Source organism: Celerinatantimonas yamalensis, from assembly GCF_046054155.1.
Lineage (GTDB): Bacteria > Pseudomonadota > Gammaproteobacteria > Enterobacterales > Celerinatantimonadaceae > Celerinatantimonas > Celerinatantimonas yamalensis.
In genome coordinates, this window is the sequence record NZ_JBEQCT010000007.1 from 184,578 (window position 1) to 208,607 (window position 24,030).

A 24,030-nucleotide genomic window follows, 5' to 3' on the forward strand; every position below is an offset into this window, starting at 1 on the left:
CTTGGTTTGTCTGTTAATGAGCACAAATAGGGTTTGTTACTGATTTAACAAAGTGTGCTCCCTTCCCTCTGCAAGCTAATTGCATAATGACTTGGCAACTCGACTACCAGTCAATTTATGTGATGGCGCCACTAATGTGAGTGTTCACCGCATAGAAACACCAATAAATAGTAATGGCTTGAGATAAAAAGGAAGTCGTTTTCTTATTCATATCTTGCAATAGTCAACTATTATTGCGCCTAGAAGCGAGCCTTATCCATAACAAAATACAAATAAACTCAATAAAATCAATTATTATCAGTAGGTTATAGGAGATTAAATCACCGTTTTTAAGCCACAACCGTCGTCAAATATTTAGAAATGATACATAACTGTATAGGTTATCTTCTTTTTGTCACATTCAAACGACAGTGTGCTCAATTGTAAATAATCAGATTTTCTCAAAATATCTAAAATAGAGCTAGCTATCCGTCTGTGATTGTTATAGCATTACTACCAGCTAGAAAGAAGTCTCTAATTTAAATGCTACATTTCGTTGTTTTATTCGTAACACGTCGACCTGAAGTTTCTAAGTTCCAGCTTATTTTTTGCGAATCATGCCTCTGGAAGGCAAATCTTAAATTTAATTAATCAGGTAGATAATATGTCTAATACAGTGAAAGGTACAGTTAAGTGGTTTAACGAGTCTAAAGGCTTTGGTTTTATTGAACAGCCTAATGGTCCTGACGTCTTTGCACATTTCAGTGCAATTGCAAGCACCGGCTTCAAAACTTTAGCTGAAGGTCAACAGGTTGAATTTACTGTGACTAACGGTCAGAAAGGCCCACAAGCTGAAAACATCGTTGCTATTTAATTAGCTAATCGATTGTTTTAAAGAGAGGCAAATCTTCATAGATTTGCCTTTTTTGTTTTAGCTCAAACCTACATTAAACTATTTATATCCAGCGCTATTTTTTATCATTCAAAACGCATGCATCGCTCGCACCCATATACTCATAAAAGCTACACCCTATCAGTCTGTCAAAGCATCTTGTGTGAAAAAAAATTCCTACATATCATGTAATTAAAGTCACCAACAGTGATCTGCGACTCTTTTAAAGTGGCATCAGCCATCCAGAAACAACACTATTGTTTGTAAGCAAGACTTATTAATCGATTATTATAATCGTCTTAGGGGTGTTATTCGAGACAAGTGGGATTTAAGGTAGACGTCATAACAGCGTGAATATAACAGACAATCACATAAGTAGTGACTGCTCGGCCATTTTCTAAAAAGCCAACCAGTTACCCGTGCATAAACGCCAGTTATACATCATCACATGGCTCACAGGTATCCCTCTTCCATGAAGCGAGTAACAATCACTTTCAAAGCTATTGTGAATTTTTTTGAATTCTAATATCTGTTTACTAGCAAGTGTTAGCTAGCACCGGTAGTACCTGCCTCTGTTGTGCTAGTACCTTTACCATCAGTCCGTTCAGCTGATAACAGCACTAAATAAGGCATAACCCATTCTTTTTTCGGTAAATGTTCACCATCCAGAACGCTTAAAGTGGTTTTCTCATCATCATGACTTAATTTATTCATCAGAATTCCTTTTCTTTATTCCACAGGTTATATCAAATCACGCCCGATCACTTGGACACTGCATAATCAACGTAAGCATAGTATTGAATCAATCATGTCGCAAAGTTGCTTATGAAATAATGCGGTGCACACATCAAATTGATCGAATTTTTTCTTTTATATCAATGAGTTTTGTCGTCCATTCAACTATAGTTTCAGATGTGTATAAAAAATTTTTATTTTTGTGTTGATAACAGAGATATGAGCGATGGTAACGACAAAAGAGATACAGCTTCGTCCCATGAATGAATCGGATATAACCATAAGTTTTAAAATTTATGTTAGTACTCGCTTGGAAGAGATGCGGCCATCTGGCTGGAGTGAGCAAGAAATTACTGATTTTCTGTATTCACAAGCAGAGACTCAACACCAGTACTACAGACAACATTATCGAGAAGCAAAATTCTATATAATTGAATATTTGTCTATTGATGTAGGTCGCCTCTATGTGGATGATATTGGCCCTGAGATACGAATTGTCGATATCGCTCTGCTGCCGGCATATCGCAACCGGGGAATAGGTACAATTCTGATTAAAAATCTACAAAAACAGGGCGTTCGCCGCAAACTCGATATCTCAATTCATGTCGAAAAGAATAACCCCGCCATAACGCTTTATAAACGATTAGATTTTAAGTTTATCAAAGAAGTGAATGATATTTATCAATTTATGGTCTGGAAGCAGCGAAGCGCAACGGCTCATTAACAGTCGATGCTCATCAAAATATGCCTCAGTTATTGATCAGCATTGATAGACATACGTTAAAAATAATCTAGCGAAACGAAGTCCTAGATCAGATGAATCTAAAAATTCAGCGCTATCACCAAACGCGCACCGTCTCAGATGAACGAGGCACCATCGAGATAATCTGTCCACACTGATAGCTAGACGACCTACAACGTCCAGCGAATTTTGCCAAATAGTATCTATTATTGAATAGACGATTGGCCAAATTACACCATGGGCACCAACACTTAAGTAAATGCTAAGCTAAATATTTCATTGAATGACCCAATATTGAGTCACGTTGTGATTAAATAGCCCAAACCAATTAGCTTCTAGACGGGAAAAATCCCTCTAACGCAATACAAAATGCCAGTGTGAGATAAGGCTGCAAATTGGAATGATACGCTGATTCACCGCTATCCCCCACCATAGATGAAGCCATTGCAACCGCAGTATAAGGAATTTTTTTATACTCCTTAACTAGCTTCACATTGGCGATATAGCGATCTGTTGGTTCGGTTTGCTCGCCGGGTAAAACATATCCTTTAACTCGATGTGAATGCTTAGGGAGCATACTGGCATTTAAAACCTCGCTATCCGTTCCAACCTTTTCAGTCAACCCCCTTGGGGTCAAGCCACTTCCTCTTCCAGCATGCATCGGCGCTCGAGCTCTCAGATCGGGCAGAGCAAAGCTATTTTGCCCATCCCCCCCCCAACGAGAGCCCAAAACAGCATATAAAGCTGAATTATCTCGAATTGATAATATCCCACCATCACAATATGCCCAGCCAAGGGGCGCGAAGCTATAGGGGAATATTCGGATCTCGCCGATAAATGGTTCAGCCATACAAACCTCCTATTGATTAACAATAACTGACCGGCTTGCATCAGTCCCTTTGTGGATAAAGGCCATTAAATGCCATAATAAAATGAATCACCAAACTCGGCATGACATTGTCATGCGTGTTCCCCTCGCCAGTATCGCTCATAGCCGACTCTGGATAATCGACAATAAAAGATGAGTTTTGCCCTTCACTATAAAAACCAGGGTCAGCGACAGCCGTTACACGACCTTCTGGTTGGCTATCAACCGCTGCATCAGTCGATGCATACATGGTATGGCGATGCACGGGCATCTGTTGTTCAGTTAACGGTACACGCTCACTACCGTAGCGACTGCCCAGAGGTCGATTGGTCAAGCCATTGCCTTGACCACAGTGAACCGGTATGCGGCCACGCATATCCGGCAATGCAAAGGTCGTGACACCATCACCGCCATAACTAGTTCCTAATAAGCTGAACAATGCATCATTACTAGCGATATTCATGATTTGTCCATCGCAAAATCCCCATGCCTTCGGAGCATAATCTCCCGCAAACATACGAATTTCACCCAAAAAGGGGTCCGACATTACACTCTCCTTAATAACAAAATAGCCAGATACTGCCGCTCATTAACTTCGCATCGGGAAATCACCGCGTAACGAAATACAAAAGTTAATCACTTGGCTAGGCTGAAGGTTTAAATGCGCCCCATCGCCGCCGCTGTCACTGCAACTACCGTGGGTTAATAGTGCCAAATGATTAGCGGGTCCATAAACGGGATAAGCCAAATTATCTTTATTAGCCGGTGCCAACACCGTTACATCAGCATTAATTGTTCCTTTATCAGCATTTTCACTTGCCGCATAGAACGCATGGTGATGACTTGGCATTTGCTCTGCAGTTAATGCAACAGATTCTTGACCGCCTGATATTCCTTGCTTAAATGAATAAGCAAAACGACCATCCCAATGAATCGGGGTCCGCCCTCGTAAATCGGGAAGATTAAAGTAACTTTTTCCATCACCGCCATAGGTGACGCCTAAAAGAGCGTAAAGGGCCTGATTCTGACTAATCGAAAGACTCCGTCCATCACACCATGCCCAGTCTTTAGGGGCAAATTTAAAGCCAAACATAGAAATTTGACCTAAAAAGGGTTCACTCATCATCACCTCCTGTATATTCGAGAACAAGACAAACCAATTCCACTTTACAATCACCTTTACAAGAGATAATTAAGCTTATTGATGTCACTCACGATTCCAATGCTTACTTAACATCAGGAAAGCCAGATATCTATTGCTTGAAGGTCAATGTAACGTTGTATTCAAAGAACTCACCTTGCGGACCAGCTGGAACAAGGAAAAGGCTCACATCACCTAACGCTTCGTTTTTCATCAGCCACTGTTTTTGCATCAGATATCCATTACCGAGTAGAGCGGCAAATGTCATTCCAAAGCCAGAAAATCCACCGCCAATAGACTCAATCGGTGAGATTTTCTTTAACAGCAACATTTTAGGTGGCTTATTTTGTTCATAATTTATGATAAATTCTTTATCCAGTTGCGATTTGAATTCCTCATAAGTAGGCAACATCGTCATTTTTAGTCCCTGAGCTATAACCATACAAATAAGTTAATCATTTATTACTTTATAGTCTAAGTTTCGCAAATTTGGAGATGAAAATAGGATTATTTAATGACATTGCTCGCATTTTTCATCTTCTGATGATTCTAGAATCTAACGACTAAACTGTTCACAATAAATTGCAATGAGTCCCACAAAAAACCGTAGATTAGGCTCATTTATCAACCCTCTAAAACTAAAAGGGTGCCGAAAACCATCTGATCCACCGCCGTCTAAAGATTATTTTCTACGTTTGATATCGCGTTCCCGCGCTTAGTCAAACAAGCTCATATCATCCCGCTTTATCTATATAGATAAACCAAATAGCGCGCGCGAATGACGCTCTGTGATGCGCTAAAGCCAACACTCGTTTACGTTAGCTCGCTTTTAACAAAGGTAATTATCGGTCAAATGGCGCATTGCTCGGTGAGCCAATCTGTAAAGGTGCTCGTTGGGCTGCCTGCCCTGCCGCTTCCACCTCGATTAATAGATCGGACAAGCCGTCACTTTTGGCGATCTTAATTTGATGATAAAACCAATCCGCACTAGCCATATGTTCTGGCACAATCGCCCACTCTTAATTTTGGACCACGAGCTCGCAAATTAAGTAATAGCTGTCGATATCTCAATGATCAGGACTTAGTGCTTTTTGGCGTTTTGCGTTCCCTTTTATAATAGCGATGTTGCTCAGGGGCCTATATCAGGTGATCGATGGCTTTTTGTTGGACATTATATCGGCGGTAAAGGGTGGGCTGGGGTCAATCTGGCCATTCCCTTATTAGGCCTGATTATGGGCTTTGGTCTGCGGCTAGGGATGAGTGGTAGCAGTTATTATCTAAGGTAATATGCTGATCCAATTGCCATTCTTATGTATCTTACCGCGGTTTTAGGCGTTGAGGGAGCATGGTTAGCTGTCTCACTGTCGAACATTGAATTTACCTGTATTGCTTTACCGATGCTATGACTGAACCTAAAGGAACTAAAAAAGATGTACCAACAAGCGCTGCCAAGTGAACCAAGCAAATGCAGTTCATCATTTTGGTGCCTCAGTTTTCCGCATAAACTGAACTAATTCATTCCGTTTGATCAACCGATAGTAAAGCAGTGAGCAGGTACTTTTTATTGGTTTTAATAAAGAATATCAGACATGAAGGAACATAATAAACCAAGGAGATATTTGTATCTAAAGTTATTATTTGAATAGTTTCACATAACTACAATGTGTTTTATTTTTGACACATTTTCATAAAAATAATGTTATCTAGTTATATTAAAAATGAAATTTTGTTTTACTATAAAAAATAAAGTAAAGGCCTATCCTTAGGCTTTACTTAATGCTTATTTTGTTTAATTTTCAAATAGTTAATAACTATCCTTGTTTATCTAAACCCGACTAAATTAATGGTATGTATCTATTTCAACACCTGTATCCAAAAAGTCAAGATATGAGGGTTCTAGCTGCTGTGTTGCAGTAACTGAGCTCGGTTGTGTTATCTTCTGTGCTGTTGATGAAGGTTGACTTGCACAACCACCAAGTAAAAGAACTAACGCCATAGTAGTCATCGGCATTAACCCAATATATTTAATTTTAGAGATTAGCATGTTATATGCTCCAAGATGTTAAGTTATTACGTATTCATAATTATATTACACCATATTTAAAAACATCACTTACTAAAATTATTACATCAGTAGATTTTAAATTTAAAACTAACCAATCAATAGAAAATATATAAACAAAATCAGTAAAATACTCATTAATATCTTTTTTATCAATATTTATAACTATTTTTTATGGAAATTTAAACCTTATTTAATAAAACTAAATTTCATTTATAAAGAACTAGCTAGCCGCTATTTTTAAAAATATTTCCATCATTTCCCAATCAACTAAATCCAGTCATAACATATATTAACTATATGAATATAATATAAAATAACTGGGCGCTCTATGTATTATCACTTTTAAAATATACTCCGTGTGATGATTTGAATTGATGTTCTTCTATGAGCAACAGGTGGAAAAATGATGTTCTCCACCATTTGAACGCCCCTTCATTAGATAGGATATAACCTGACTCAAAGAATGATTTTTATAACACAATCTGACATCGCTTTACTCGGCTGCGAGATACATCGGCCCAGTAGAGAGCAACTTCAACCGATGGTACTGATGATTGATACAGTCCGAGTCGCAAAGTGATCTATTAAGCTTAATTGGGTTGACTAAAATGCGTGTAGTAAAACGCATGACCATGCGAGCTGGTTTATTTGCATAAGGTGCCAGTATCAAGCCATCAGAATGGGTTAACATGATGATAAACAAGTAGATGTGAAGACAAGCATCATAAATTGTACTGATTAGCCTGATGCGATACTTTACTAATGATTAACTAACCATCATTAAGTTTGTTACATCCTCACCTATTTCATGATTTCACGTGTTAAACTTGTGCCTAATTTGTGATACAGATGTAATTTTATGACTCAAACTTATATTCCAGGCAAAGATGCAGCATTAGAAACGTCCATCGCCACTATGCAACAACGCCTGATAACCCTTGGCTTTGATATCGAAGAAGCATCGTGGCTCAACCCTGTGCCTAATGTCTGGTCAGTCCATATTCGCGATCGCAGCTGCCCTGCTTGCTTTACCAACGGCAAAGGTGCAAGTCGTGATGCAGCGCTCGCGAGTGCGTTAGGTGAATTCTTTGAACGTCTAGCCTGTAACTACTTCTTTGCAGATTTTTATTTGGGCTCAAAGGTCGCTCAAGGCGAGTTTGTTCATTACCCCAATGAGCAATGGTTTGCTTTGAGCCAAACTCGCCCAGAGGGCTTAATGAATCAAGCGCTTTGGGATCACTATGATCCCGATGGTGACTTAGCCATGAGCACCTTGGTCGATATGCAGTCAGGCAATCGTGAGCGAGGGATCTGTGCCTTGCCATTTGTCCGTCAACGCGACCAACAAACCACTTATATCCCGATGAATATTGTCGGAAATCTATTTGTTAGCAATGGGATGTCGGCAGGAAATACACCAACAGAAGCACGTACCCAAGCATTATCAGAGTGTTTTGAGCGCTATGTCAAAAACCGCATTATTAGCGAAGCAATAAGCCTTCCCCAAATACCCGATGCCGTCATGGCGCGCTACCCAAACATACAAGAAGCTATCGCTACCCTTGAGCGTGAAGGCTTTCCCATTTATTGCTTTGATGCCTCTTTAGGCGGGCAATTTCCTGTTATCTGCGTGACACTATTTAACCCGATAAATGGTGGTTGTTTTGCCTCATTTGGCGCCCATCCACGTTTTGAAGTGGCCCTTGAGCGCACTGTCACTGAGCTCCTACAAGGACGCAGTTTAAAAGATTTAGATATCTTCCCAACGCCAAGTATGGATAACGACGATATTGCGGATCCCAGTAATTTAGAAACTCATTTTATCGACTCATCGGGCTTAGTCAGTTGGGATCTGTTCCGAGTTCATGCTGACTACCCATTTACTGACTGGAATTTTGCTGGCACCTCTGAGCAAGAATTTAACCATCTATTAGATAAATTTCACACGCTGGGTGCTGATGTCTATATCGCTGATTATTCACATCTAGAAACTTACGCCTGCCGCGTGTTAGTACCGGGCTATTCGGAGGTCTATCCTGTCTACGAACTCGCCTTTGTAAACAATAACCGCGGGCAAACTTTGCGTGAATGCATCAGTGAGTGGCTCGACAGCCCAAGTAATGCCTCATTGGCCTTGTCTGTTATTAATGAGATAAACCATTTAGATTTGGATGAGTTTTATCCACTTAGTCAAATCTTAGGGATTAGTGTCGATGCAAGTAGCCCGTGGGCAACGCTACGGATCGGCGAGCTATTATGCTTACTCTATTTAGCATTATCAGACCATGAACAAGCTCGCGAGTGGGCGCAGTGGACCACTGACTTTAACGCCAATGCGATCAGTGCCGATCGGCAATTACGACTGCGTTTTTATCATGCCTTACAAGCATTGCTTGAATTAGAGCAAACCGGCCGCCATTTTAATGACTATCAAGCCGCCTTTGAACGATTATACGGTCAACATGATCTCAACCTAGCGCGAGCTCATATCCAAGGAGAGAAACAAGGGTATGATCTATTGCTCGAGCATCGTTTAACTGAGTTTACTAAACATCAAAAATTGCTTGAAACTTATCAAAAACTGCAGCGAGCAAAAGCCCAATACGCACAACAATAATTTACCCACGAGGCAAAAGCTTGGCCATCTTGGCCGAGCTTTTTTATGTCGACTGCACGCAGCTTTTTTACCGTTTCATGAAGAGCTGACACATCCTTCTCGGTCGAGTTAACAGTGCACCTGCTTCATGAGGGCCATCACAAACATTACCTCTTAAGACAAATAAGCAAGCACAAATATCGAATATAAATTCATATCGATGAATAAAAAATCGGTTGTGAGCCATGCGCTTTGATCATAAGCTGATACGTATACTTTGTATAACCTAAGGATGAATCGTGACTCAGATTAAATCAGTTGCCATCGTGGGTGGCACCCATGGCAACGAATTTTCCGGGATCTATCTACTCAAAAAGTGGCAACAACACCCAGAAAAAATTGCGCGAGAAAGTCTTTCAATCAGTACCCTTTTAGCCAATCCAAAAGCTTTCGAAGCGACTAAGCGTTACTTAGATGCCGACTTAAATCGACAATTTCGCACCGATTTACTCACCGACCCAACGCTTGGCAACTATGAACAATCGCGCGCAAAGGCGATTAGTCTCTATCTGGGCCACAAAGAAACGCCCAATTTTGATTTTGTTCTGGATTTACACAATACCACCAGCAACATGGGCCCTTGTCTGCTCCTCGTACAACAGCATCCGATGTACAACCTGATGGCAGGCTACGTCAAACTCAAAATGCCTGAAGTGAATATCTCTCGCGATGAAGACCACAAAAGTCGCGATGAACACCATCTACTGGCCACCATGGGTAAATTTGGCGTTATCGTTGAAGTCGGTCCACAGCCACAAGGGTGCTTGCGCCACGATATATTGGAGTGGATGGAAACACTAACGGGCCATATACTCGACTTTTTAGAGCTGTATAATCATGATCAATTGCCGCAACTGCCTGAATCGGTTGAAGCCTATCGCTTTTTAAGTGAGGTCTCGGTGCCACTCGATGAGCATGGGGAACGAGCAGCAATGGTGCATAAAGATCTTGAAGATAACGACTTTAAGCCACTTAAAAAAGGCGACCCAATGTATATAACCTTCGATGATGAGGTGATTCTTTATCAAGGCGAACAAACGGTCTACCCTAATTTTATTAATGAAGCCGCTTATTACGATAAAAATTTAGCCATGTCACTTTCAGAAAAAGTCACCATCGACGTCTATAGCCAATCTTAAAATCGCTCAGCGCCGAGGTCACTCGGCGCGATTAACTATGACAATACAGCAAACTATAGAGCTCCCCAGTGATTACTATCTCACCAACTTTTGGCAACTGCTCAATGGCGTTCAGCAGCGCTATAACGATCTACTAAGCGTCAATGAACTCACGCGTATCCAAACCCTCAAGCGGCTCTCAGTCGATGGGCAAAAACTCTATGTACGATTAGCATGTCGCAAGGGGGCCTATTTTCGCCAAGATAAATTGCGCTATGCCGAGATCAACAGTATCGAGCACGCCTTAGCCGAGTTACAAACATATGACCTGATTTGTAGTAAGCGCCAATGCGATTGGTCAATCATCGGTCAACTTTGCACATTGAACGAACTTCGCCAATTTGCGAAGCAACTCCCTCAGCCCATTCACTCAAATGGCTTAAAAAAGGCAGCGCTACTTAAAGCACTCACCCATACACCGCCGCCAACGCTGCCATTTAAAGCGATAAAACTGCTAGACGATGGCTGGATGGCCTTATTTGAGCTGCTCTATTTTAATAGCTCTCGGCAAAGCCTAACGGACTTTGTCCTAAGCGATCTGCGACTGATTCGCTATGAGCAATATAGGCTCGATCAACAAACCCGCCTCTATCAAACCCGCGAACAGATTGAGCAAGCCTTACAGCTCGCTCAAATGGCCGATGAGATAGTCGAACTTGACAAAGGGGGAGATTGGCCGATTGACGCTTATGTCAATGCACTTCCCTCCTTCCCAGCACACCCAGCGATTGCTCGGCGCGGCCAGCGCATCACAGAGACTCTCGCTCGAGAGTATGAGCGCCGTGGTAAACTCGATACCGCGCTCAGCCTCTATCAACGCGGCACGTCAGCCTTTAGCCGCGAGCGTCAAGCTCGGATTTTGGGGAAAACAGCCCCGCAGCAGGCGCTTGAGTTATTACAAACAATGCTTCACCACCCCATCAATTTAAGCGAGCAACAGTTTGCTCAAGAGTTCACTTACCGTCTGGGGCGACAACTCAACATGCCCTTGAGCCCGCCGCCTACCTGTGACTACCCGCGCATCGACTGGCCCGCACCACCGCGCAAAGGTGCACCGGAGCAATGTGCCATTGAGCTTCTCGAGCAACAAGGTTGGCAAGGGGTTCATTGCGAGAATGCGCTCATCAATGGGATCCTTGCGCTCACGCTTTGGCCAGCACTATTTGATGATGGCTTGCCCGGTGTCTTTTTTCATCCATTTCAGTCTGGACCTGTCGATCTTTACAACGCCGATTTTTACCAAAAACGCCAAACGCTGATTGACAGATTGCTGGCCGAAATCACAACACCATCATGGCCTCACACCATTCAGACACGCTATCGCACTAAATATGGCTTAGCCAATCCACTGTTTGACTGGCAGGCTCTGCCAGAGACGTTACTACAAAGCGCATTAGAGCGAGTACCAGCGACTATTTGGCAAGCGCTAGCACGCTATCAACTGTTTGATCTACGCCAAACTCGCGCCGGCATGCCCGATCTCTTTGTTTGGAAGGGCAATCAATATGGCTGGATTGAAGTCAAAGGACCGAATGACAAATTACAAACCAACCAACTGCTCTGGATTGCACAATTGCAGCGCCTCAAACAACCCGTTGCCGTGTGCTACCTTGGCCATCAACCTGATGCTCAAATAAGCCCACTTCATTTTTGCCCACCCGAAGATGAGTTTGATTAAGATCATATGGACAATAAATAACGCCCAAAGATAGGGGTTAACCCCTACCTTTGCATGAGAAGTAAGCAAACACTTCGCTGATATGATGATAAAGTTGCTGAAGCATTGATCACCCGCCACTTCATTCGTTAGCATGATAAGCACTCAGCTCACACTGAGTCCATTTGTAAAATGAAGAGGTATCTATGAAAGCGGCTTTTAAGAGCGCAATCGCACTGGCTTTTGGCATCTGTACCATCACGACTAGCATGGCTACGTATGCTAAAACCCCATCACATGTAACCCAATCCAATCAAGCTAAACCCACCGCATCACATTTTAGCAATACTCAGCTTAAAAAATTTGCCAAAGCATCTCATCAGCTTGCACAAATTTCTCACCAAGCGATGAGTCAGTTGAATCAGACGAAAGACCAAGCCAAACAAAAAAAAATTCGGCAACGCACTGAACAAAAGATGGTAAGTGTCGTCCGTCAGGATGGTTTAAGCGTTAAAGCGTTTAATCAAATTGGCCTAGCCGCACGCAAGAATCCCCAACTGCAAAAAAAATTACAGCAATTGACTGATCAATAATAAAAAAGGCCAGAGGAATCAGGTCTCTGGCTATTTTCTATATTCTAAACTTAAAGCAATCCATGAGGTCACATTGAGAAACTCAATCGTTTATGACACTACAGACGATCAAAATTACTGTCTTGGGCAATTAACAGAATAGGTAGCGCCGCAGCACCCAATGCGGCCGCATCAAGACCCGTTTGACCAATCCGAACGCGCAATTCATCGGGAACTCTAGAACGAACGGAACGGGGTAATGGCGCAAGTCGATTCACCAGCTTCGCTAAGATTGGCTCCGGGATCATCCCGCCCAAAATGACAGCCTCTGCATCAAACAAACATTCGACAATATTGACCGCTTGACGAGTTGCACAGACTGCGACCTGTAACCACTGTTCCAATTGTTCATCATCTATTCGTAATAGCTGCTGAGGCGTTGCTTCATCTCCGACCAACTGACATAGCTCATAGGCCGCCTGTAAAGAAAGGTAGCGTTCTAAACAGCCCTGATTACCACAAAAACATAGCCGACCTTGCGGTTGCACTATAATGTGACCTATCTCACCAGCATTGTGCGAACATCCATCGTAAATATGCCCATTGAGGTAGATCCCCGCACCTAATCCATTATTTATAAAAAGATAAACAAATGAATGTAACTGAGTAGCCACCCCATACAATCGTTCACCTAATGCAGCAGCAGTTGCATCATTAGCGACCCAGACAGGAAATCCAAACTCAGTTTCTAATTCATTGTTAATATTTATATTTTCCCACCCATGTAATGTCGTTGGACCGGCACTGGATATTCCTCGCACATTAAATGGACCTGGCATCACCCAGCCAATCCCCAGAACTTTTTGCCAATCAAATCGATCACTATGGCGTAATTTATGCAAAATATTCTTTACCTGACCAAGGATGTCACTAGGCTCATTGCTTTGAAGTGAAACGTCACATCGCTGCAAAGCGTGACCCGCTAAATCAGCAACGATAATGGTGAGTAACCCTTGATCTAGGTGAATGCCTATTGAATAGGCCCCATCGGGGGCAATTGAAAGAGGAATTGCAGGCTGACCCCGACCAGAACGAATGGGTTGATGAGATTGCAGCCAACCGGTCTGCTCTAATTCACGGGTAATATTAGACACGGTTTGTGGTGTTAAATGAGTTAATCGTGCTATTTCAGCACGCGTTAGCTGTCCATGCAACCGGATAGTCTCAATCACGACTCGCCGATTATGGACTTTGGCATGTTCAAGATTTGTTCCTGATAGTGTCATTGTTGAAGACTCGGTATGAATTAATAGCCAAGAATTGGCGGGGCTACGATAGCCTTTAGATAAGGCATTATTGTGCACCATATTAAAGCAATCAAATTGATTTAATAAATAACGTTAAATACTTTTGCAATATTGCACCCTATTACACGGAGTAATTGATCATGATGCGGAAAAAAGTCTGGTGTGCATTACCACTGACCATGGCATTAAGTTTGTCATCTTATGCAAGCGCACAAACCACCATTAACGCTCTATTTATGTCACAAGCAGCCTATAGCCAGAGTGATATCAAGTCGATGACTCAAGACTTCCAAAAAGCCAATCCAGATATCAAGGTGAATTTGGAATTTGTACCGTACGAGGCATTACACGATAAAATCGTGGCCGCCAAAGGCGCCGGCGCCAATGGCTATGATGTGGTGCTCTATGATGTCATTTGGCCTGCAGAATTTGCCAAATTTGGCATTCTCAAAAATGTGACTCAACAGATTGCACCATCCTTGAAAGACAAAATTTTCAAAGGCGCTTGGACGACGGTCAAATACGCCGACAAATATTGGGGAATGCCTTGGATCCTCGATACTAAGTATCTTTTTTATAACAAAAAGATACTGAAAGAAGCTGGTATCCAACATCCACCTAGAACACTAGATGAGCTCTACACCCAAGCACAGATCATCAAACAAAAAGGGTTGCTCAAATACCCACTGGTCTGGAGTTGGTCACAGTCAGAAGCACTTATTTGTGATTACACGACCTTAGTTTCAGCCTACAACGGTCAGTTTTTTAAAGATGGCAAACCACAATTTGCCAAAGGTGGCGCACTTAAAGCCATCCAATTTATGAAAAAAACGCTCGATAATAAACTGAGTAATCCAAACTCACGTGAATATTTAGAAGAAGATGTTCGTAAGGTGTTTTCAAGCGGTGATGCGGCTTTTGCTCTGAACTGGACCTACATGTACAACATGGCCAATGATCCGAAACAAAGCCAGGTAGCGGGTCAAGTCGGCGTAGTTCCAATGCCAGGAGCCAAACCAGGGGAAATCGCAGCGGTAAATGGTTCCATGGGGTTAGGAATTACTCAAAATAGCCAGCACCCTAAGGCCGACTGGAAATATATCACTTATCTGACCTCACAAGCAGTTCAGGAAAAATATGCCAAATTGAGTCTGCCAATCTGGAAAGCTTCATACAATAAAGCATCCGTTCAAGCTGGCCAGACCGAGTTAGTTCAGGCAGCTAAAAAATCGATTGGAGCGATGCTCGCGCGACCACAAACTGCTCAATACCCTCGTCTGTCAAATACACTCCAACAATCCATTCAGTTGGTTTTACAAAATAAACAGTCAGCTCACGAATCCATGTCTCGGGCCGATCAATTGATCTCTCGGTTGCACTAGGAGGCCATGAATGCTGACGCTGCCACAACAGGCTCGTCGTCAGGCATGGGGATTAATGATCCCCATGCTTTTGATGATGGCTCTACTAACGCTCTACCCGTTGCTTCGTACTATTTGGCTCAGTTTTACCGATGCGGCCCTCATTGCCAATAGCAGTGTTGTGCATTGGGTCGGCTGGGAAAATTACTTCTTTGCACTCACTGATCCTGATTTTCAAGCTGCTTTTAGACGCAGTCTGTGGTTTACCGTTTTATCGGTCTCTATCGAAGGCATCATCGGTGTATTAGTCGCTTTATTACTTAATCAAAAATTCGTGGGGCGGACAATATTACGCATCTTGGTGATCCTCCCTTGGGCACTCCCCACCATTGTCAATGCAATGATGTGGCGCCTGAACTTTAACCCTGATTTTGGCAGTATTAACGCACTTCTGAGTCAATTAGGCCTGATCAGCCATTACCAAAGTTGGTTGGGCGATCCTGATCGTGCTCTGTATGCGGTGATGTTTGCCGACATCTGGAAAAACTATCCTTTGGTCACTTTACTGGTATTGGCTGCACTACAAACAGTTCCTACAGAGCTATATGAAGCCGCTCGGATTGATGGCGCAAGTGCTTGGCTACGTTTCAAAGCCATCACGCTGCCAGCCATCTTGGAGCCATTATGTGCAGTTTTAGTGCTACGAACCATCGATGCATTCAAGATCTTTGACATTATTTATGCGATGACTCGAGGTGGCCCAATGAACTCAACCAAAACGGTAAGTTTTTATGTTTATCAGCAATCATTTACCTACCTAGAAGCGGGCAGTGGGGCAGCTTATGCACTGTTAATGACTCTTGTTTGTGCGTTTTTAATCTCGCTGTATTTACTGTTATTACGACGTCAACAGAGGTAATTTACATGCCAATATTTGTTTGTAAACGCATTCTGATTTATGTAGCGGCATTATTGGTTGCATTATCAATTCTAGCTCCCCTACTTTGGCTATTTTTAATGAGCGTGAGTTCGGCAAAAGATCTCACTCAAATTCCGTTGCATTGGCTCCCTCAACATTGGGATTTTAGCCGTTATCAATTGTTGCTTTCACTTGCCCCTGACAGCCCTGGACAGTTGTTCTTACACGCAATGTTCAACAGCTTAATCACCGCAACAGGCGCGACACTCGTTTCATTACTATTGGCTATTCCAGCCGCCTATAGTTTTTCTCGCTACTCTGGACACGAGGGCTGGTTAATGGCCTGCCTGGGGATGTATATGGTGCCTCCTGTCGCGTTCATTTTGCCGTTATATTTCATTTTGCAACAGCTTGGACTACTTAATACACACTGGGGACTGATGCTTGTATATTGTTCGCTCATTTTACCATTTTTAACTTGGATGATTAAAAATCAATTTGATGCAATGCCCTATGATATTGAACAAGCCGCACAGCTTGACGGGCTGTCAACCTACCAAGTCCTTCTGAAAATCACATTACCATTAGCCAAACCTGCACTTGGCGCGGCCTCTTTATTTGGTTGGTTACTCGCTTGGGATGAATTTTTTTATGCCTTGCTATTTACCAACAATATCAATGCCAAAACACTGCCTATCGCCATTGCTGATTTTATGGCTGGGCGAGCCACCGACGACGGATTGATCGCAGCAACGGGGATCCTCGCATCAATCATCCCGCTGATTATCGCGATTGCTTTACAAAAAACCTTAGTCGGCGGACTCACCGAAGGCGCCAGCAAAGGATAACGATGCATGCAAACTAACCTTTTTTATCCCGGTAGTAACTGCTCAAAACACCGTATAAGACACGTTATATTTAGCCAAATTGTGGAGCGACAATGATCGACAATAACAATTTTTCGCCGCTTTATATTGTCGGTAACGTCAATATTGATTTGATCATGGGACAACTAGATAGTTGGCCACAACGAGGCACTGAAGTGCTTCTTGACACAAACACGTGGCGGGTTGGGGGCAGTGCAGGCAACAGCGCATTAGCTGCACAAGCCTTAGGGATTCCAAGCCATCTGGTGGCTAATCAAAGTTACGATCTTTGGGGCCAATGGCTAGCCGAGCATTTTCAACAGTCACATCGATGGCCAAAAGTTGATATTCCAACCTCAATTACCGTTGGGATCACGCACAGCGATAGCGAACGAACCTTTTTTTCAGCGAAAGGAAACGTTGAAAAATTGTCACTCACCGAAGTACTCGAACAACTCCCCGAGCAAGTCCCCCCGCAAACGGTGGTGTTATTAAGCGGTGCCTTTTTAACCCTTTCTCTATTAGATGATTATCTGGAATTACTCACCACTCTGAAACAACGCCAATTTACAGTCGCCCTCGATTGTGGCTGGCCCCCGCAGCAATGGAAAAATGTCCGCAAGCAAGTCCAGCAATGGCTTCCTTGGATAGACCTGTTGTTAGTCAATGAAATTGAAATTCAGCAACTGACTGAACACTCACAGCTATCCAGCGCAGTCGAGCACCTGGCGGCCAAAATGCCGAAGACAGCTCGCATTATTGTGAAACGCGGTGCGAATGGCGCGAGCAGTTATATCAAGCAACATTGGGATCACTGCCAGGCTCCCAATGTGAAAGTGGTCGATACGGTCGGTGCGGGCGATATATTCAATACCGGCTATTTAGCCGCTTTCATCTTAAACAAATCACACGCTGAAGCCCTTCGCTGGGGGATCACTCTAGCCAGTCAGGCCATATCGACAACCCCACGACAACTCATGAACAAACAACAGTTAACTTTAGCTATGACAGTAGGAGATATGACCGATGGCGAGTCTTGAATTATGCCAAATCACAAAAAGCTATGGTGCCCAGCAAGTGATCAAACCTCTCGACCTGAAAATTGAGGATGGTCAGTTCACTGTATTAGTAGGCCCTTCAGGTTGTGGCAAATCTACACTCTTACGGCTGATTGCAGGTCTAGAAGCGGTTTCTGATGGTGATATTTTGATTGGCTCACAAGTCGTTAATCACACAGCGCCAGGCAAGCGAGATGTCGCGATGGTATTTCAAAGCTATGCACTTTATCCCCATCTCAATGTTGCTGAAAACATGGCTTTTCATATGAAAAGCCAGCGAGTTGAACCCGTTGTACAAACACAAAAGGTAGCAGAAGTAGCCAGTATTTTAGGGATAACACCGTTACTCAAGCGACTCCCTAAAGATCTATCGGGTGGACAACGACAACGGGTAGCGATGGGCCGAGCCATGGTGAGAAATCCACAAGTATTCTTGTTTGACGAACCCCTATCAAACTTAGATGCACAATTACGCATGGAACTTCGCGCAGAAATTAAATCGCTGCATCAACAGCTAAAAACAACCACGGTGTATGTGACTCACGATCAGATAGAGGCGATGACTTTAGCTGACAAAATTGTCGTCATGAAGGATGGCTATATCATTCAGCAAGGCTCACCGTTAAGCATCTATGACAAACCCCAAACCACATTTGTAGCCCAATTTATAGGATCACCACCAATGAACCTATTTCCAGGGAATTTGACGCGACAAGGACAACGTTGGATAGCGAATTGTGGGATGATCCAGGTCGAAATTTTGCCATCGCGGATAGATCACGAATTGGCTGAACAGCCTATCCAATTAGGCATTCGCCCCGATCAATTACAAATGAACCCAACTAGCCCATTTCCCCGAGCAGAGGTTAGAGTCGTGGAGATGATGGGAGACATAACACTACTCCATTTAAGCTGGCAAGATCAGCCCATCTATGTACAGCATTATGGGCGACTTAACATTCAATCTGGCGAAAAAATAGCGTTGACCATTCCTGCTGAAGCCATCCATCTTTTCACAGCAGATGGACAGCGACTATAACGATTCAAGCCAATCAGTCGAATCAACTCCGGTGGTTATCGATCACCGGGTTGATTCGCATACGACTTAATTAATGTACAAATAACGATAACGCCATCGCCACCAGCGCACCGGAAGTCCCAATAATCGTTTCCATGACCGTCCATGTCTGCAATGTCTGTTTTTCGCTCATCCCAAGAAAACGGTTTGCTAGCCAAAATCCTGAATCATTCACATGTGAAAGAATAATAGAGCCACCACCAATAGCAATGGTCACTAATGACAATTGCGCGCCACTTAAGCCTAGCGGTTCGATCATTGGCAGAATCAAACCACAGGTGGTGAGCATCGCTACGGTCGCAGAACCTTGAATCACCCGCACTGCCCCCGCTAGTACAAACGCCAGTAGTACAACGGGCAAGCCACTCCCAGCTAGAATATGACCTAATGCGCCGCCCACACCGGAGTCAATCAAGACCTGTTTAAACACACCGCCGGCCCCAGTGACCAGAATAATCACCCCAGCCGGTTGAATCGCCTCATTACATAGCTCCATCACTCGGCTAGCGGGCATCTTACGACGGATCCCTAATAAATAGAACGCCGCTAAACACGCCACCAGAATAGCGGTAAATGGGTGCCCGATAAACGCCAGCCACGCATGCATCGATGACTGGGGATCGACAAACCGTGACACAATGGTTTTTAATCCAATTAATAGCAAAGGTAAAACAACCAGCCCCAACGCCAAACCGAATGTGGGGGTTCCTTCGCCTTCACGGCCTTTACTATCCAATTTGGCATGTTCTGGCAAATCAACTTTCACCACCTTATCGATGAGCGAACCAAAAATAGGGCCACCTAAAATCATCGCGGGGATCCCAGCCAACAGCCCAAATAAGATCATGTAACCAAAATTGGCATGCAATTGAGACGCAACCAAAATGGGACCAGGAGCCGGGATCAAAAATGCCTGACATGATGCAATACCCGCAAGTAAGGCAATGCCAATTTTAACCATACTGCCACCTTTGCGGCGAACGATGGCAAAAACCAGCCCAATTAACAGCACTACGGCGACATCAAAAAATAACGGGAGCGCACAGATAAACCCCGTAATGGCAATAGCCCAGTTAGCCCGGCGTTCACCAAAGTGCTCCAGTAATGTATAAGCGATTTGATCTAAGGCGCCCGTCGCTTCCATCACCTTACCAAACATCGCTCCAAGCGCGACCACTACGGCAACAAACCCTAATGTACCGCCCATTCCTTTTTCAATCGTTTTAGCAATTTGAGCAGGATCCATCCCGGCACAAAGCCCAGCTAACATAGCAACCAATATCAGTGCGACGACCGCATGTAGCCGTACTTTCATCACTAAAAACAACAGTAAAACGATCGACCCGATAGAGGTGAAGATCAATGTAGTATCAGACATGACCAAATATCCTTAATTTTATGGGGGACTCATTTTTATCCGTCTTAGCACGAACGATGTCATCAAAACGCTATTGACGCATCCCCAACTTTCTTCGATTCACTGCAACAGAATCAGTGGAAGTAAAAAAATTCTACTGACTTCACAATCACAACAGTTACCGGTAACATGATACGGGTAACATCACTATAATGAGAAGATAAAAGCACAACGGACATTCAAAAATGCGAAAGGTGTCAAAAAAATAAAAGATTAACAGCTCTTTCACTCTCGCATTGATTGAAACGACGTTGCTGATTATTGAGCACGATCACTGAGCTCAACTTAATTTGTGAGCTATGGATTTAATAGAAAGGTAATCAATATGGAAAACAACAAGCGCGGCCTCTGTGTGGTCTTAATGGGTGTCTCTAGTAGCGGAAAATCATCGGTTGGTCAGGCGGTTGCCAAGGCTCTCGACGCCAAATTTATCGATGGTGATGATCTACATCCGAAAGCCAATATTTTAAAAATGTCTGCCGGGGCTGCCCTCAACGATGTTGACCGAGCCCCGTGGTTAGAGCGGATCCGTGATGCCGTTTTCAGTATTGGCCACAAACAAGAGCAGGGTGTGATTGTCTGTTCTGCACTGAAACGCCGCTACCGAGATATCATCCGCGATGGTAATGAGCACATATTATTTTTACATCTATATGGCAATATCGAGCTTGTGGCCAAACGTATGCAAGAGCGAAAAAACCATTTTATGCCTCGCAGTCTACTGCAAAGTCAGTTTGATGCGCTGGAAATGCCGAGTAGCGATGAACGCGATGTCGTCACCATTGACATTGATGGTGATTTTGAACAAGTGATTAGCCGCTGCATTGAAGCGGTTCAGGCAGCAACAAGTCGTTAATTAAGGAATTCGCATGCATCCGATTATTCGTGATATTACCACCCGCATTGCCAAGCGCAGTCAATCCTCACGCACAGCGTATTTAGCACAATTAGAAAAAGACGCCACTGCCGCGCCTAAACGCAGTCGGATCAGTTGTGGTAACTTAGCGCATACCGTAGCCGCGTGTTCACCAACGCAAAAAGGACAGATCTTAGATTTCACTCGGTTAAATATTGGCATTGTGAGCGCCTACAATGACATGCTCAGTGCCCATCAGCCCTATAAAACCTACCCTGACCAGATTAAACAACAGCTCAACCAACTCGGTCATAGTGCTCAATTTGCCGGCGGTGTGGCCGCGATGTGTGACGGTATCACGCAAGGTCAAGATGGCATGGAACTGTCGCTGTTTTCTCGTGATAACATTGCCCAAAGCACGGCGATAGCATTAAGTCATCAAACCTTTGATGGTACGATTTTGCTCGGTATTTGTGACAAAATCGCTCCAGGACAACTGATGGGTGCATTAAGTTTCGCACATCTACCAACCCTATTTATTCCCGCAGGGCCGATGTCTAGCGGCATCAGTAATCATGACAAAGTGGCTATTCGTCAGCAATATGCTGCCGGAGTGGCCGATCAGAAAACCCTGCAAGCGATGGAATGCCAAGCTTATCACGCACCAGGAACGTGTACTTTTTATGGTACCGCAAATACCAACCAGCTAGTTTTTGAAGCGATGGGGTTGATGCTGCCAGGCAGTGCCTTTGTTCATCCTGATAGTGCGCTTCGCCGCGCTCTCACCGAATACAGTGCCCATCATATTCTGAAAATTGCTCGCCAGGGTGACTATCGCCCCATCGGCAAAGTGGTGGATGAACGCTCATTGGTCAACGGGTTAGTGGCACTACTAGCTTCTGGCGGGTCAACCAACCACACGATTCATATGGTCGCAATTGCTCGTACAGCAGGATTGATTCTCACTTGGGATGATATCGCCGAGTTATCTGAAGTCGTGCCTCTACTGGCTCGCATCTATCCCAATGGACCGGCTGATATCAATCAGTTCCAAGCCGCGGGAGGTGTTCCGGCCTTACTTAAAGCGCTTGATGCACGTCAGTTATTACACCGCGATGTCATCACCTGCTTTGGTCAATTCAGTGATTATTTGAAAACACCTCAGCTGGTTAATGAACAGCTGCAGTGGGTGAATACGCCCGATAGTTTAGATGATAAGGTCATTGCCCCGCTCGGACAACAGTTTGCTGAGCATGGCGGGTTAGCACTATTACAGGGAAATTTAGGTCGCGGTATGATGAAGATCAGTGCTGTTGATCCTCGTTATCGTAAAATAACTGCGCAAGCTCGTGTTTTCGACTCTCAAAATGACGTGGAAACGGCTTATCACCGCGGTGAATTAACCCAGAACTGTGTGATTGTCGTTCGTTATAATGGCCCAGCCGCCAATGGCATGCCAGAATTGCACAAATTGATGCCTATTTTAGCTAATTTAATGCAAGCGGGGCTTAACATTGCGCTAGTGACAGACGGCCGCTTATCAGGGGCCTCCGGCAAGGTGCCCTCGGTGTTACATGTCACCCCAGAAGCGAGTCGCGGTGGGCCACTCAGTCAGCTCCAAGATGGCGATATCATTGAGATTGATGCTGACAAAGGACTGATGAATTGCCACAGTCAATGGCAACAACGCGATCTGCCTTATCAACAAGAATGGGCGCCACGAGGGTGTGGCCGGGAACTATTTGGTGCATTTCGCCGCTGTGTGACTAGTGCTGAACAAGGAGCCAGTATATTATTTGAAACGATTATTTAATAATATACCAACTATGTTTTGATTGGACATCGCTTACTCGTCGCAATCTTGCCTCGTTTAGCTCATCGAAAGGGTCAAAGGATAAGGCAAAGCATATCGATTCAACGTGTTGATTCATCACACTGCGCTAGCGTATATCACAATAGCTGCACCGATATTGATGAAATCAACCCGCTACTCAACCATAAGGAATAACTATGTCAACAGTGACCGCTGCTCAGGTATTTTCGGCTTCTCCTATCATCCCTGTGATGGTTATCGAACACCTTGAAGATGCTGTCCCCCTCGCCAAAGCACTATCGGATGGCGGGATCAATGTTTTTGAGATCACTTTACGCACACAAGCAGCCATTGGCGCTATCGAAGCCGTGAGCAAAGCATTACCTGACTCAATCGTAGGAGCAGGAACAGTGATTAATCCAGAGCAGTACCAGCAAGCTGTCAATGCGGGTGCTCAATTTGTGATCTCCCCAGGGTTTAGTCCCGCATTGCTTGAATACAGTCAAAAACTGAATGTCCCTTATATTCCAGGCGTAGCCACCGCATCAGAAATGGTCACGGCATTAAGTTATGGTTTAGATTTCTTAAAATTCTTTCCTGCTGAAGCGAATGGTGGCGTACCTGTACTTAAAGCCGTAAGCGCTGCGCTGCCACAAATTACTTTCTGCCCAACTGGCGGTGTGAAAGAAGCGAACCTAGCGAGTTACTTAGCCTTAGATTGTGTTGGCACGGTAGGTGGCACTTGGATGATCCCACAGTCGGCCATTGACAAAAAAGACTGGGCGAGCATCACAGAACTGAGTCGTAAAGCCTGTGAATTAGTTGCCTCACTACGTGGCTAATTGCTCTCGCGGGTCATATCATAGACAC

General features: G+C 43.9%; 23 protein-coding genes. 14 read left to right on the plus strand and 9 right to left on the minus strand.

Features of this window, described 5'->3' with window-relative positions; genetic code table 11:
* Positions 1-643: 643 nt before the first annotated feature.
* Positions 644-853: a cold-shock protein gene (locus ABUE30_RS14470; RefSeq protein WP_408624534.1), complete on the plus strand. Its 210-nt coding sequence runs from the start codon at positions 644-646 to the stop codon at positions 851-853.
* 564 nt (positions 854-1,417) lie between these two features.
* Here the strand turns inward: ABUE30_RS14470 and ABUE30_RS14475 are convergent.
* Positions 1,418-1,585 (minus strand): hypothetical protein, encoded by a 168-nt coding sequence (locus ABUE30_RS14475; RefSeq protein ID WP_408624537.1) that lies wholly within the window; start codon positions 1,583-1,585, stop codon positions 1,418-1,420.
* A gap of 247 nt (positions 1,586-1,832) precedes the next feature.
* Here ABUE30_RS14475 and ABUE30_RS14480 point away from each other — a divergent pair, with 247 nt between their 5' ends.
* On the plus strand, positions 1,833-2,330 hold the full coding sequence (locus tag ABUE30_RS14480; RefSeq protein ID WP_408624538.1) for a GNAT family N-acetyltransferase: 498 nt from the start codon (positions 1,833-1,835) through the stop codon (positions 2,328-2,330).
* A 346-nt stretch (positions 2,331-2,676) separates the two neighbouring features.
* Here the strand turns inward: ABUE30_RS14480 and ABUE30_RS14485 are convergent, their stop codons facing one another.
* From ABUE30_RS14485 to ABUE30_RS14510, 6 genes are all read right to left on the minus strand, one after another.
* A complete protein-coding gene (locus ABUE30_RS14485; protein ID WP_408624539.1) occupies positions 2,677-3,198 on the minus strand; it encodes a phage tail protein in 522 nt (173 codons plus the stop codon).
* A 40-nt stretch (positions 3,199-3,238) separates the two neighbouring features.
* A complete protein-coding gene (locus ABUE30_RS14490; protein ID WP_408624541.1) occupies positions 3,239-3,763 on the minus strand; it encodes a phage tail protein in 525 nt (174 codons plus the stop codon).
* Positions 3,764-3,805: 42 nt separating this feature from the next.
* Positions 3,806-4,339: a phage tail protein gene (locus ABUE30_RS14495; RefSeq protein ID WP_408624542.1), complete on the minus strand. Its 534-nt coding sequence runs from the start codon at positions 4,337-4,339 to the stop codon at positions 3,806-3,808.
* Between the two features lie 130 nt (positions 4,340-4,469).
* Complete coding sequence (locus tag ABUE30_RS14500) at positions 4,470-4,799, minus strand: DUF6916 family protein (RefSeq protein WP_408624543.1); 330 nt, start codon at positions 4,797-4,799, stop codon at positions 4,470-4,472.
* Positions 4,800-5,199: 400 nt separating this feature from the next.
* Positions 5,200-5,364 carry a hypothetical protein gene (locus ABUE30_RS14505; RefSeq protein WP_408624544.1) on the minus strand — a complete coding sequence of 55 codons (165 nt, stop codon included), beginning with the start codon at positions 5,362-5,364 and terminating at the stop codon, positions 5,200-5,202.
* A gap of 833 nt (positions 5,365-6,197) precedes the next feature.
* Complete coding sequence (locus tag ABUE30_RS14510; RefSeq protein WP_408624545.1) at positions 6,198-6,401, minus strand: hypothetical protein; 204 nt, start codon at positions 6,399-6,401, stop codon at positions 6,198-6,200.
* Positions 6,402-7,281: 880 nt separating this feature from the next.
* Here ABUE30_RS14510 and ycaO point away from each other — a divergent pair.
* From ycaO to ABUE30_RS14530, 4 genes are all read left to right on the plus strand, one after another.
* Complete coding sequence (gene ycaO, locus ABUE30_RS14515; RefSeq protein WP_408624546.1) at positions 7,282-9,039, plus strand: 30S ribosomal protein S12 methylthiotransferase accessory factor YcaO; 1,758 nt, start codon at positions 7,282-7,284, stop codon at positions 9,037-9,039.
* 278 nt (positions 9,040-9,317) lie between these two features.
* A complete protein-coding gene (locus ABUE30_RS14520; protein WP_408624547.1) occupies positions 9,318-10,217 on the plus strand; it encodes an aspartoacylase in 900 nt (299 codons plus the stop codon).
* Between the two features lie 37 nt (positions 10,218-10,254).
* Positions 10,255-11,934 (plus strand): VRR-NUC domain-containing protein, encoded by a 1,680-nt coding sequence (locus tag ABUE30_RS14525; protein ID WP_408624548.1) that lies wholly within the window; start codon positions 10,255-10,257, stop codon positions 11,932-11,934.
* Positions 11,935-12,119: 185 nt separating this feature from the next.
* A complete protein-coding gene (locus tag ABUE30_RS14530; protein ID WP_408624549.1) occupies positions 12,120-12,506 on the plus strand; it encodes a DUF4168 domain-containing protein in 387 nt (128 codons plus the stop codon).
* A 98-nt stretch (positions 12,507-12,604) separates the two neighbouring features.
* Here ABUE30_RS14530 and ABUE30_RS14535 read toward each other — a convergent pair whose 3' ends face one another.
* The gene (locus tag ABUE30_RS14535) at positions 12,605-13,771 is read right to left on the minus strand and encodes an ROK family transcriptional regulator (protein ID WP_408624599.1); all 1,167 of its coding nucleotides are present in this window, start codon (positions 13,769-13,771) and stop codon (positions 12,605-12,607) included.
* Between the two features lie 164 nt (positions 13,772-13,935).
* Here ABUE30_RS14535 and ABUE30_RS14540 point away from each other — a divergent pair, with 164 nt between their 5' ends.
* From ABUE30_RS14540 to ABUE30_RS14560, 5 genes are all read left to right on the plus strand, one after another.
* Complete coding sequence (locus tag ABUE30_RS14540) at positions 13,936-15,174, plus strand: extracellular solute-binding protein (protein ID WP_408624600.1); 1,239 nt, start codon at positions 13,936-13,938, stop codon at positions 15,172-15,174.
* 10 nt (positions 15,175-15,184) lie between these two features.
* On the plus strand, positions 15,185-16,072 hold the full coding sequence (locus ABUE30_RS14545; protein ID WP_408624550.1) for a carbohydrate ABC transporter permease: 888 nt from the start codon (positions 15,185-15,187) through the stop codon (positions 16,070-16,072).
* A gap of 5 nt (positions 16,073-16,077) precedes the next feature.
* Complete coding sequence (locus tag ABUE30_RS14550) at positions 16,078-16,920, plus strand: carbohydrate ABC transporter permease (RefSeq protein WP_408624551.1); 843 nt, start codon at positions 16,078-16,080, stop codon at positions 16,918-16,920.
* A gap of 92 nt (positions 16,921-17,012) precedes the next feature.
* Positions 17,013-17,978, plus strand: coding sequence for a carbohydrate kinase family protein (locus ABUE30_RS14555; protein ID WP_408624552.1), 966 nt, complete (start codon positions 17,013-17,015; stop codon positions 17,976-17,978).
* Positions 17,965-19,035 carry an ABC transporter ATP-binding protein gene (locus tag ABUE30_RS14560; RefSeq protein WP_408624553.1) on the plus strand — a complete coding sequence of 357 codons (1,071 nt, stop codon included), beginning with the start codon at positions 17,965-17,967 and terminating at the stop codon, positions 19,033-19,035. Before ABUE30_RS14555 ends, ABUE30_RS14560 begins: the two co-directional genes overlap by 14 nt.
* 70 nt (positions 19,036-19,105) lie before the next feature.
* Here the strand turns inward: ABUE30_RS14560 and gntU are convergent, their stop codons facing one another.
* Entirely contained in the window at positions 19,106-20,452 is a 1,347-nt protein-coding gene (gene gntU / locus ABUE30_RS14565; protein ID WP_408624555.1) for a gluconate transporter, read from the minus strand.
* Between the two features lie 364 nt (positions 20,453-20,816).
* Here gntU and ABUE30_RS14570 point away from each other — a divergent pair, with 364 nt between their 5' ends.
* The 3 genes from ABUE30_RS14570 (at position 20,817) to ABUE30_RS14580 (ending at position 24,002) form a co-directional block, all read left to right on the plus strand.
* Positions 20,817-21,347 carry a gluconokinase gene (locus ABUE30_RS14570; RefSeq protein WP_408624556.1) on the plus strand — a complete coding sequence of 177 codons (531 nt, stop codon included), beginning with the start codon at positions 20,817-20,819 and terminating at the stop codon, positions 21,345-21,347.
* Between the two features lie 13 nt (positions 21,348-21,360).
* Positions 21,361-23,160, plus strand: a complete 1,800-nt coding sequence (edd, locus tag ABUE30_RS14575) for a phosphogluconate dehydratase (RefSeq protein WP_408624557.1) — start codon at positions 21,361-21,363, stop codon at positions 23,158-23,160.
* Between the two features lie 197 nt (positions 23,161-23,357).
* Positions 23,358-24,002, plus strand: a complete 645-nt coding sequence (locus tag ABUE30_RS14580) for a bifunctional 4-hydroxy-2-oxoglutarate aldolase/2-dehydro-3-deoxy-phosphogluconate aldolase (protein ID WP_408624558.1) — start codon at positions 23,358-23,360, stop codon at positions 24,000-24,002.
* Positions 24,003-24,030 lie beyond the last annotated feature (28 nt).

Excerpts from the sequence above, each read along its gene's own strand:
- ABUE30_RS14470 (WP_408624534.1), top strand. The coding sequence starts at position 644 with ATGTCTAATACAGTGAAAGGTACAGTTAAGTGGTTTAACGAGTCTAAA.
- ABUE30_RS14475 (WP_408624537.1), bottom strand. The coding sequence starts at position 1,585 with ATGAATAAATTAAGTCATGATGATGAGAAAACCACTTTAAGCGTTCTG.
- ABUE30_RS14480 (WP_408624538.1), top strand. The coding sequence starts at position 1,833 with ATGGTAACGACAAAAGAGATACAGCTTCGTCCCATGAATGAATCGGAT.
- ABUE30_RS14485 (WP_408624539.1), bottom strand. The coding sequence starts at position 3,198 with ATGGCTGAACCATTTATCGGCGAGATCCGAATATTCCCCTATAGCTTC.
- ABUE30_RS14490 (WP_408624541.1), bottom strand. The coding sequence starts at position 3,763 with ATGTCGGACCCCTTTTTGGGTGAAATTCGTATGTTTGCGGGAGATTAT.
- ABUE30_RS14495 (WP_408624542.1), bottom strand. The coding sequence starts at position 4,339 with ATGAGTGAACCCTTTTTAGGTCAAATTTCTATGTTTGGCTTTAAATTT.
- ABUE30_RS14500 (WP_408624543.1), bottom strand. The coding sequence starts at position 4,799 with ATGGTTATAGCTCAGGGACTAAAAATGACGATGTTGCCTACTTATGAG.
- ABUE30_RS14510 (WP_408624545.1), bottom strand. The coding sequence starts at position 6,401 with ATGCTAATCTCTAAAATTAAATATATTGGGTTAATGCCGATGACTACT.
- ycaO (WP_408624546.1), top strand. The coding sequence starts at position 7,282 with ATGACTCAAACTTATATTCCAGGCAAAGATGCAGCATTAGAAACGTCC.
- ABUE30_RS14525 (WP_408624548.1), top strand. The coding sequence starts at position 10,255 with ATGACAATACAGCAAACTATAGAGCTCCCCAGTGATTACTATCTCACC.
- ABUE30_RS14530 (WP_408624549.1), top strand. The coding sequence starts at position 12,120 with ATGAAAGCGGCTTTTAAGAGCGCAATCGCACTGGCTTTTGGCATCTGT.
- ABUE30_RS14535 (WP_408624599.1), bottom strand. The coding sequence starts at position 13,771 with ATGACACTATCAGGAACAAATCTTGAACATGCCAAAGTCCATAATCGG.
- ABUE30_RS14540 (WP_408624600.1), top strand. The coding sequence starts at position 13,936 with ATGCGGAAAAAAGTCTGGTGTGCATTACCACTGACCATGGCATTAAGT.
- ABUE30_RS14545 (WP_408624550.1), top strand. The coding sequence starts at position 15,185 with ATGCTGACGCTGCCACAACAGGCTCGTCGTCAGGCATGGGGATTAATG.
- ABUE30_RS14550 (WP_408624551.1), top strand. The coding sequence starts at position 16,078 with ATGCCAATATTTGTTTGTAAACGCATTCTGATTTATGTAGCGGCATTA.
- ABUE30_RS14555 (WP_408624552.1), top strand. The coding sequence starts at position 17,013 with ATGATCGACAATAACAATTTTTCGCCGCTTTATATTGTCGGTAACGTC.
- ABUE30_RS14560 (WP_408624553.1), top strand. The coding sequence starts at position 17,965 with ATGGCGAGTCTTGAATTATGCCAAATCACAAAAAGCTATGGTGCCCAG.
- gntU (WP_408624555.1), bottom strand. The coding sequence starts at position 20,452 with ATGTCTGATACTACATTGATCTTCACCTCTATCGGGTCGATCGTTTTA.
- ABUE30_RS14570 (WP_408624556.1), top strand. The coding sequence starts at position 20,817 with ATGGAAAACAACAAGCGCGGCCTCTGTGTGGTCTTAATGGGTGTCTCT.
- edd (WP_408624557.1), top strand. The coding sequence starts at position 21,361 with ATGCATCCGATTATTCGTGATATTACCACCCGCATTGCCAAGCGCAGT.
- ABUE30_RS14580 (WP_408624558.1), top strand. The coding sequence starts at position 23,358 with ATGTCAACAGTGACCGCTGCTCAGGTATTTTCGGCTTCTCCTATCATC.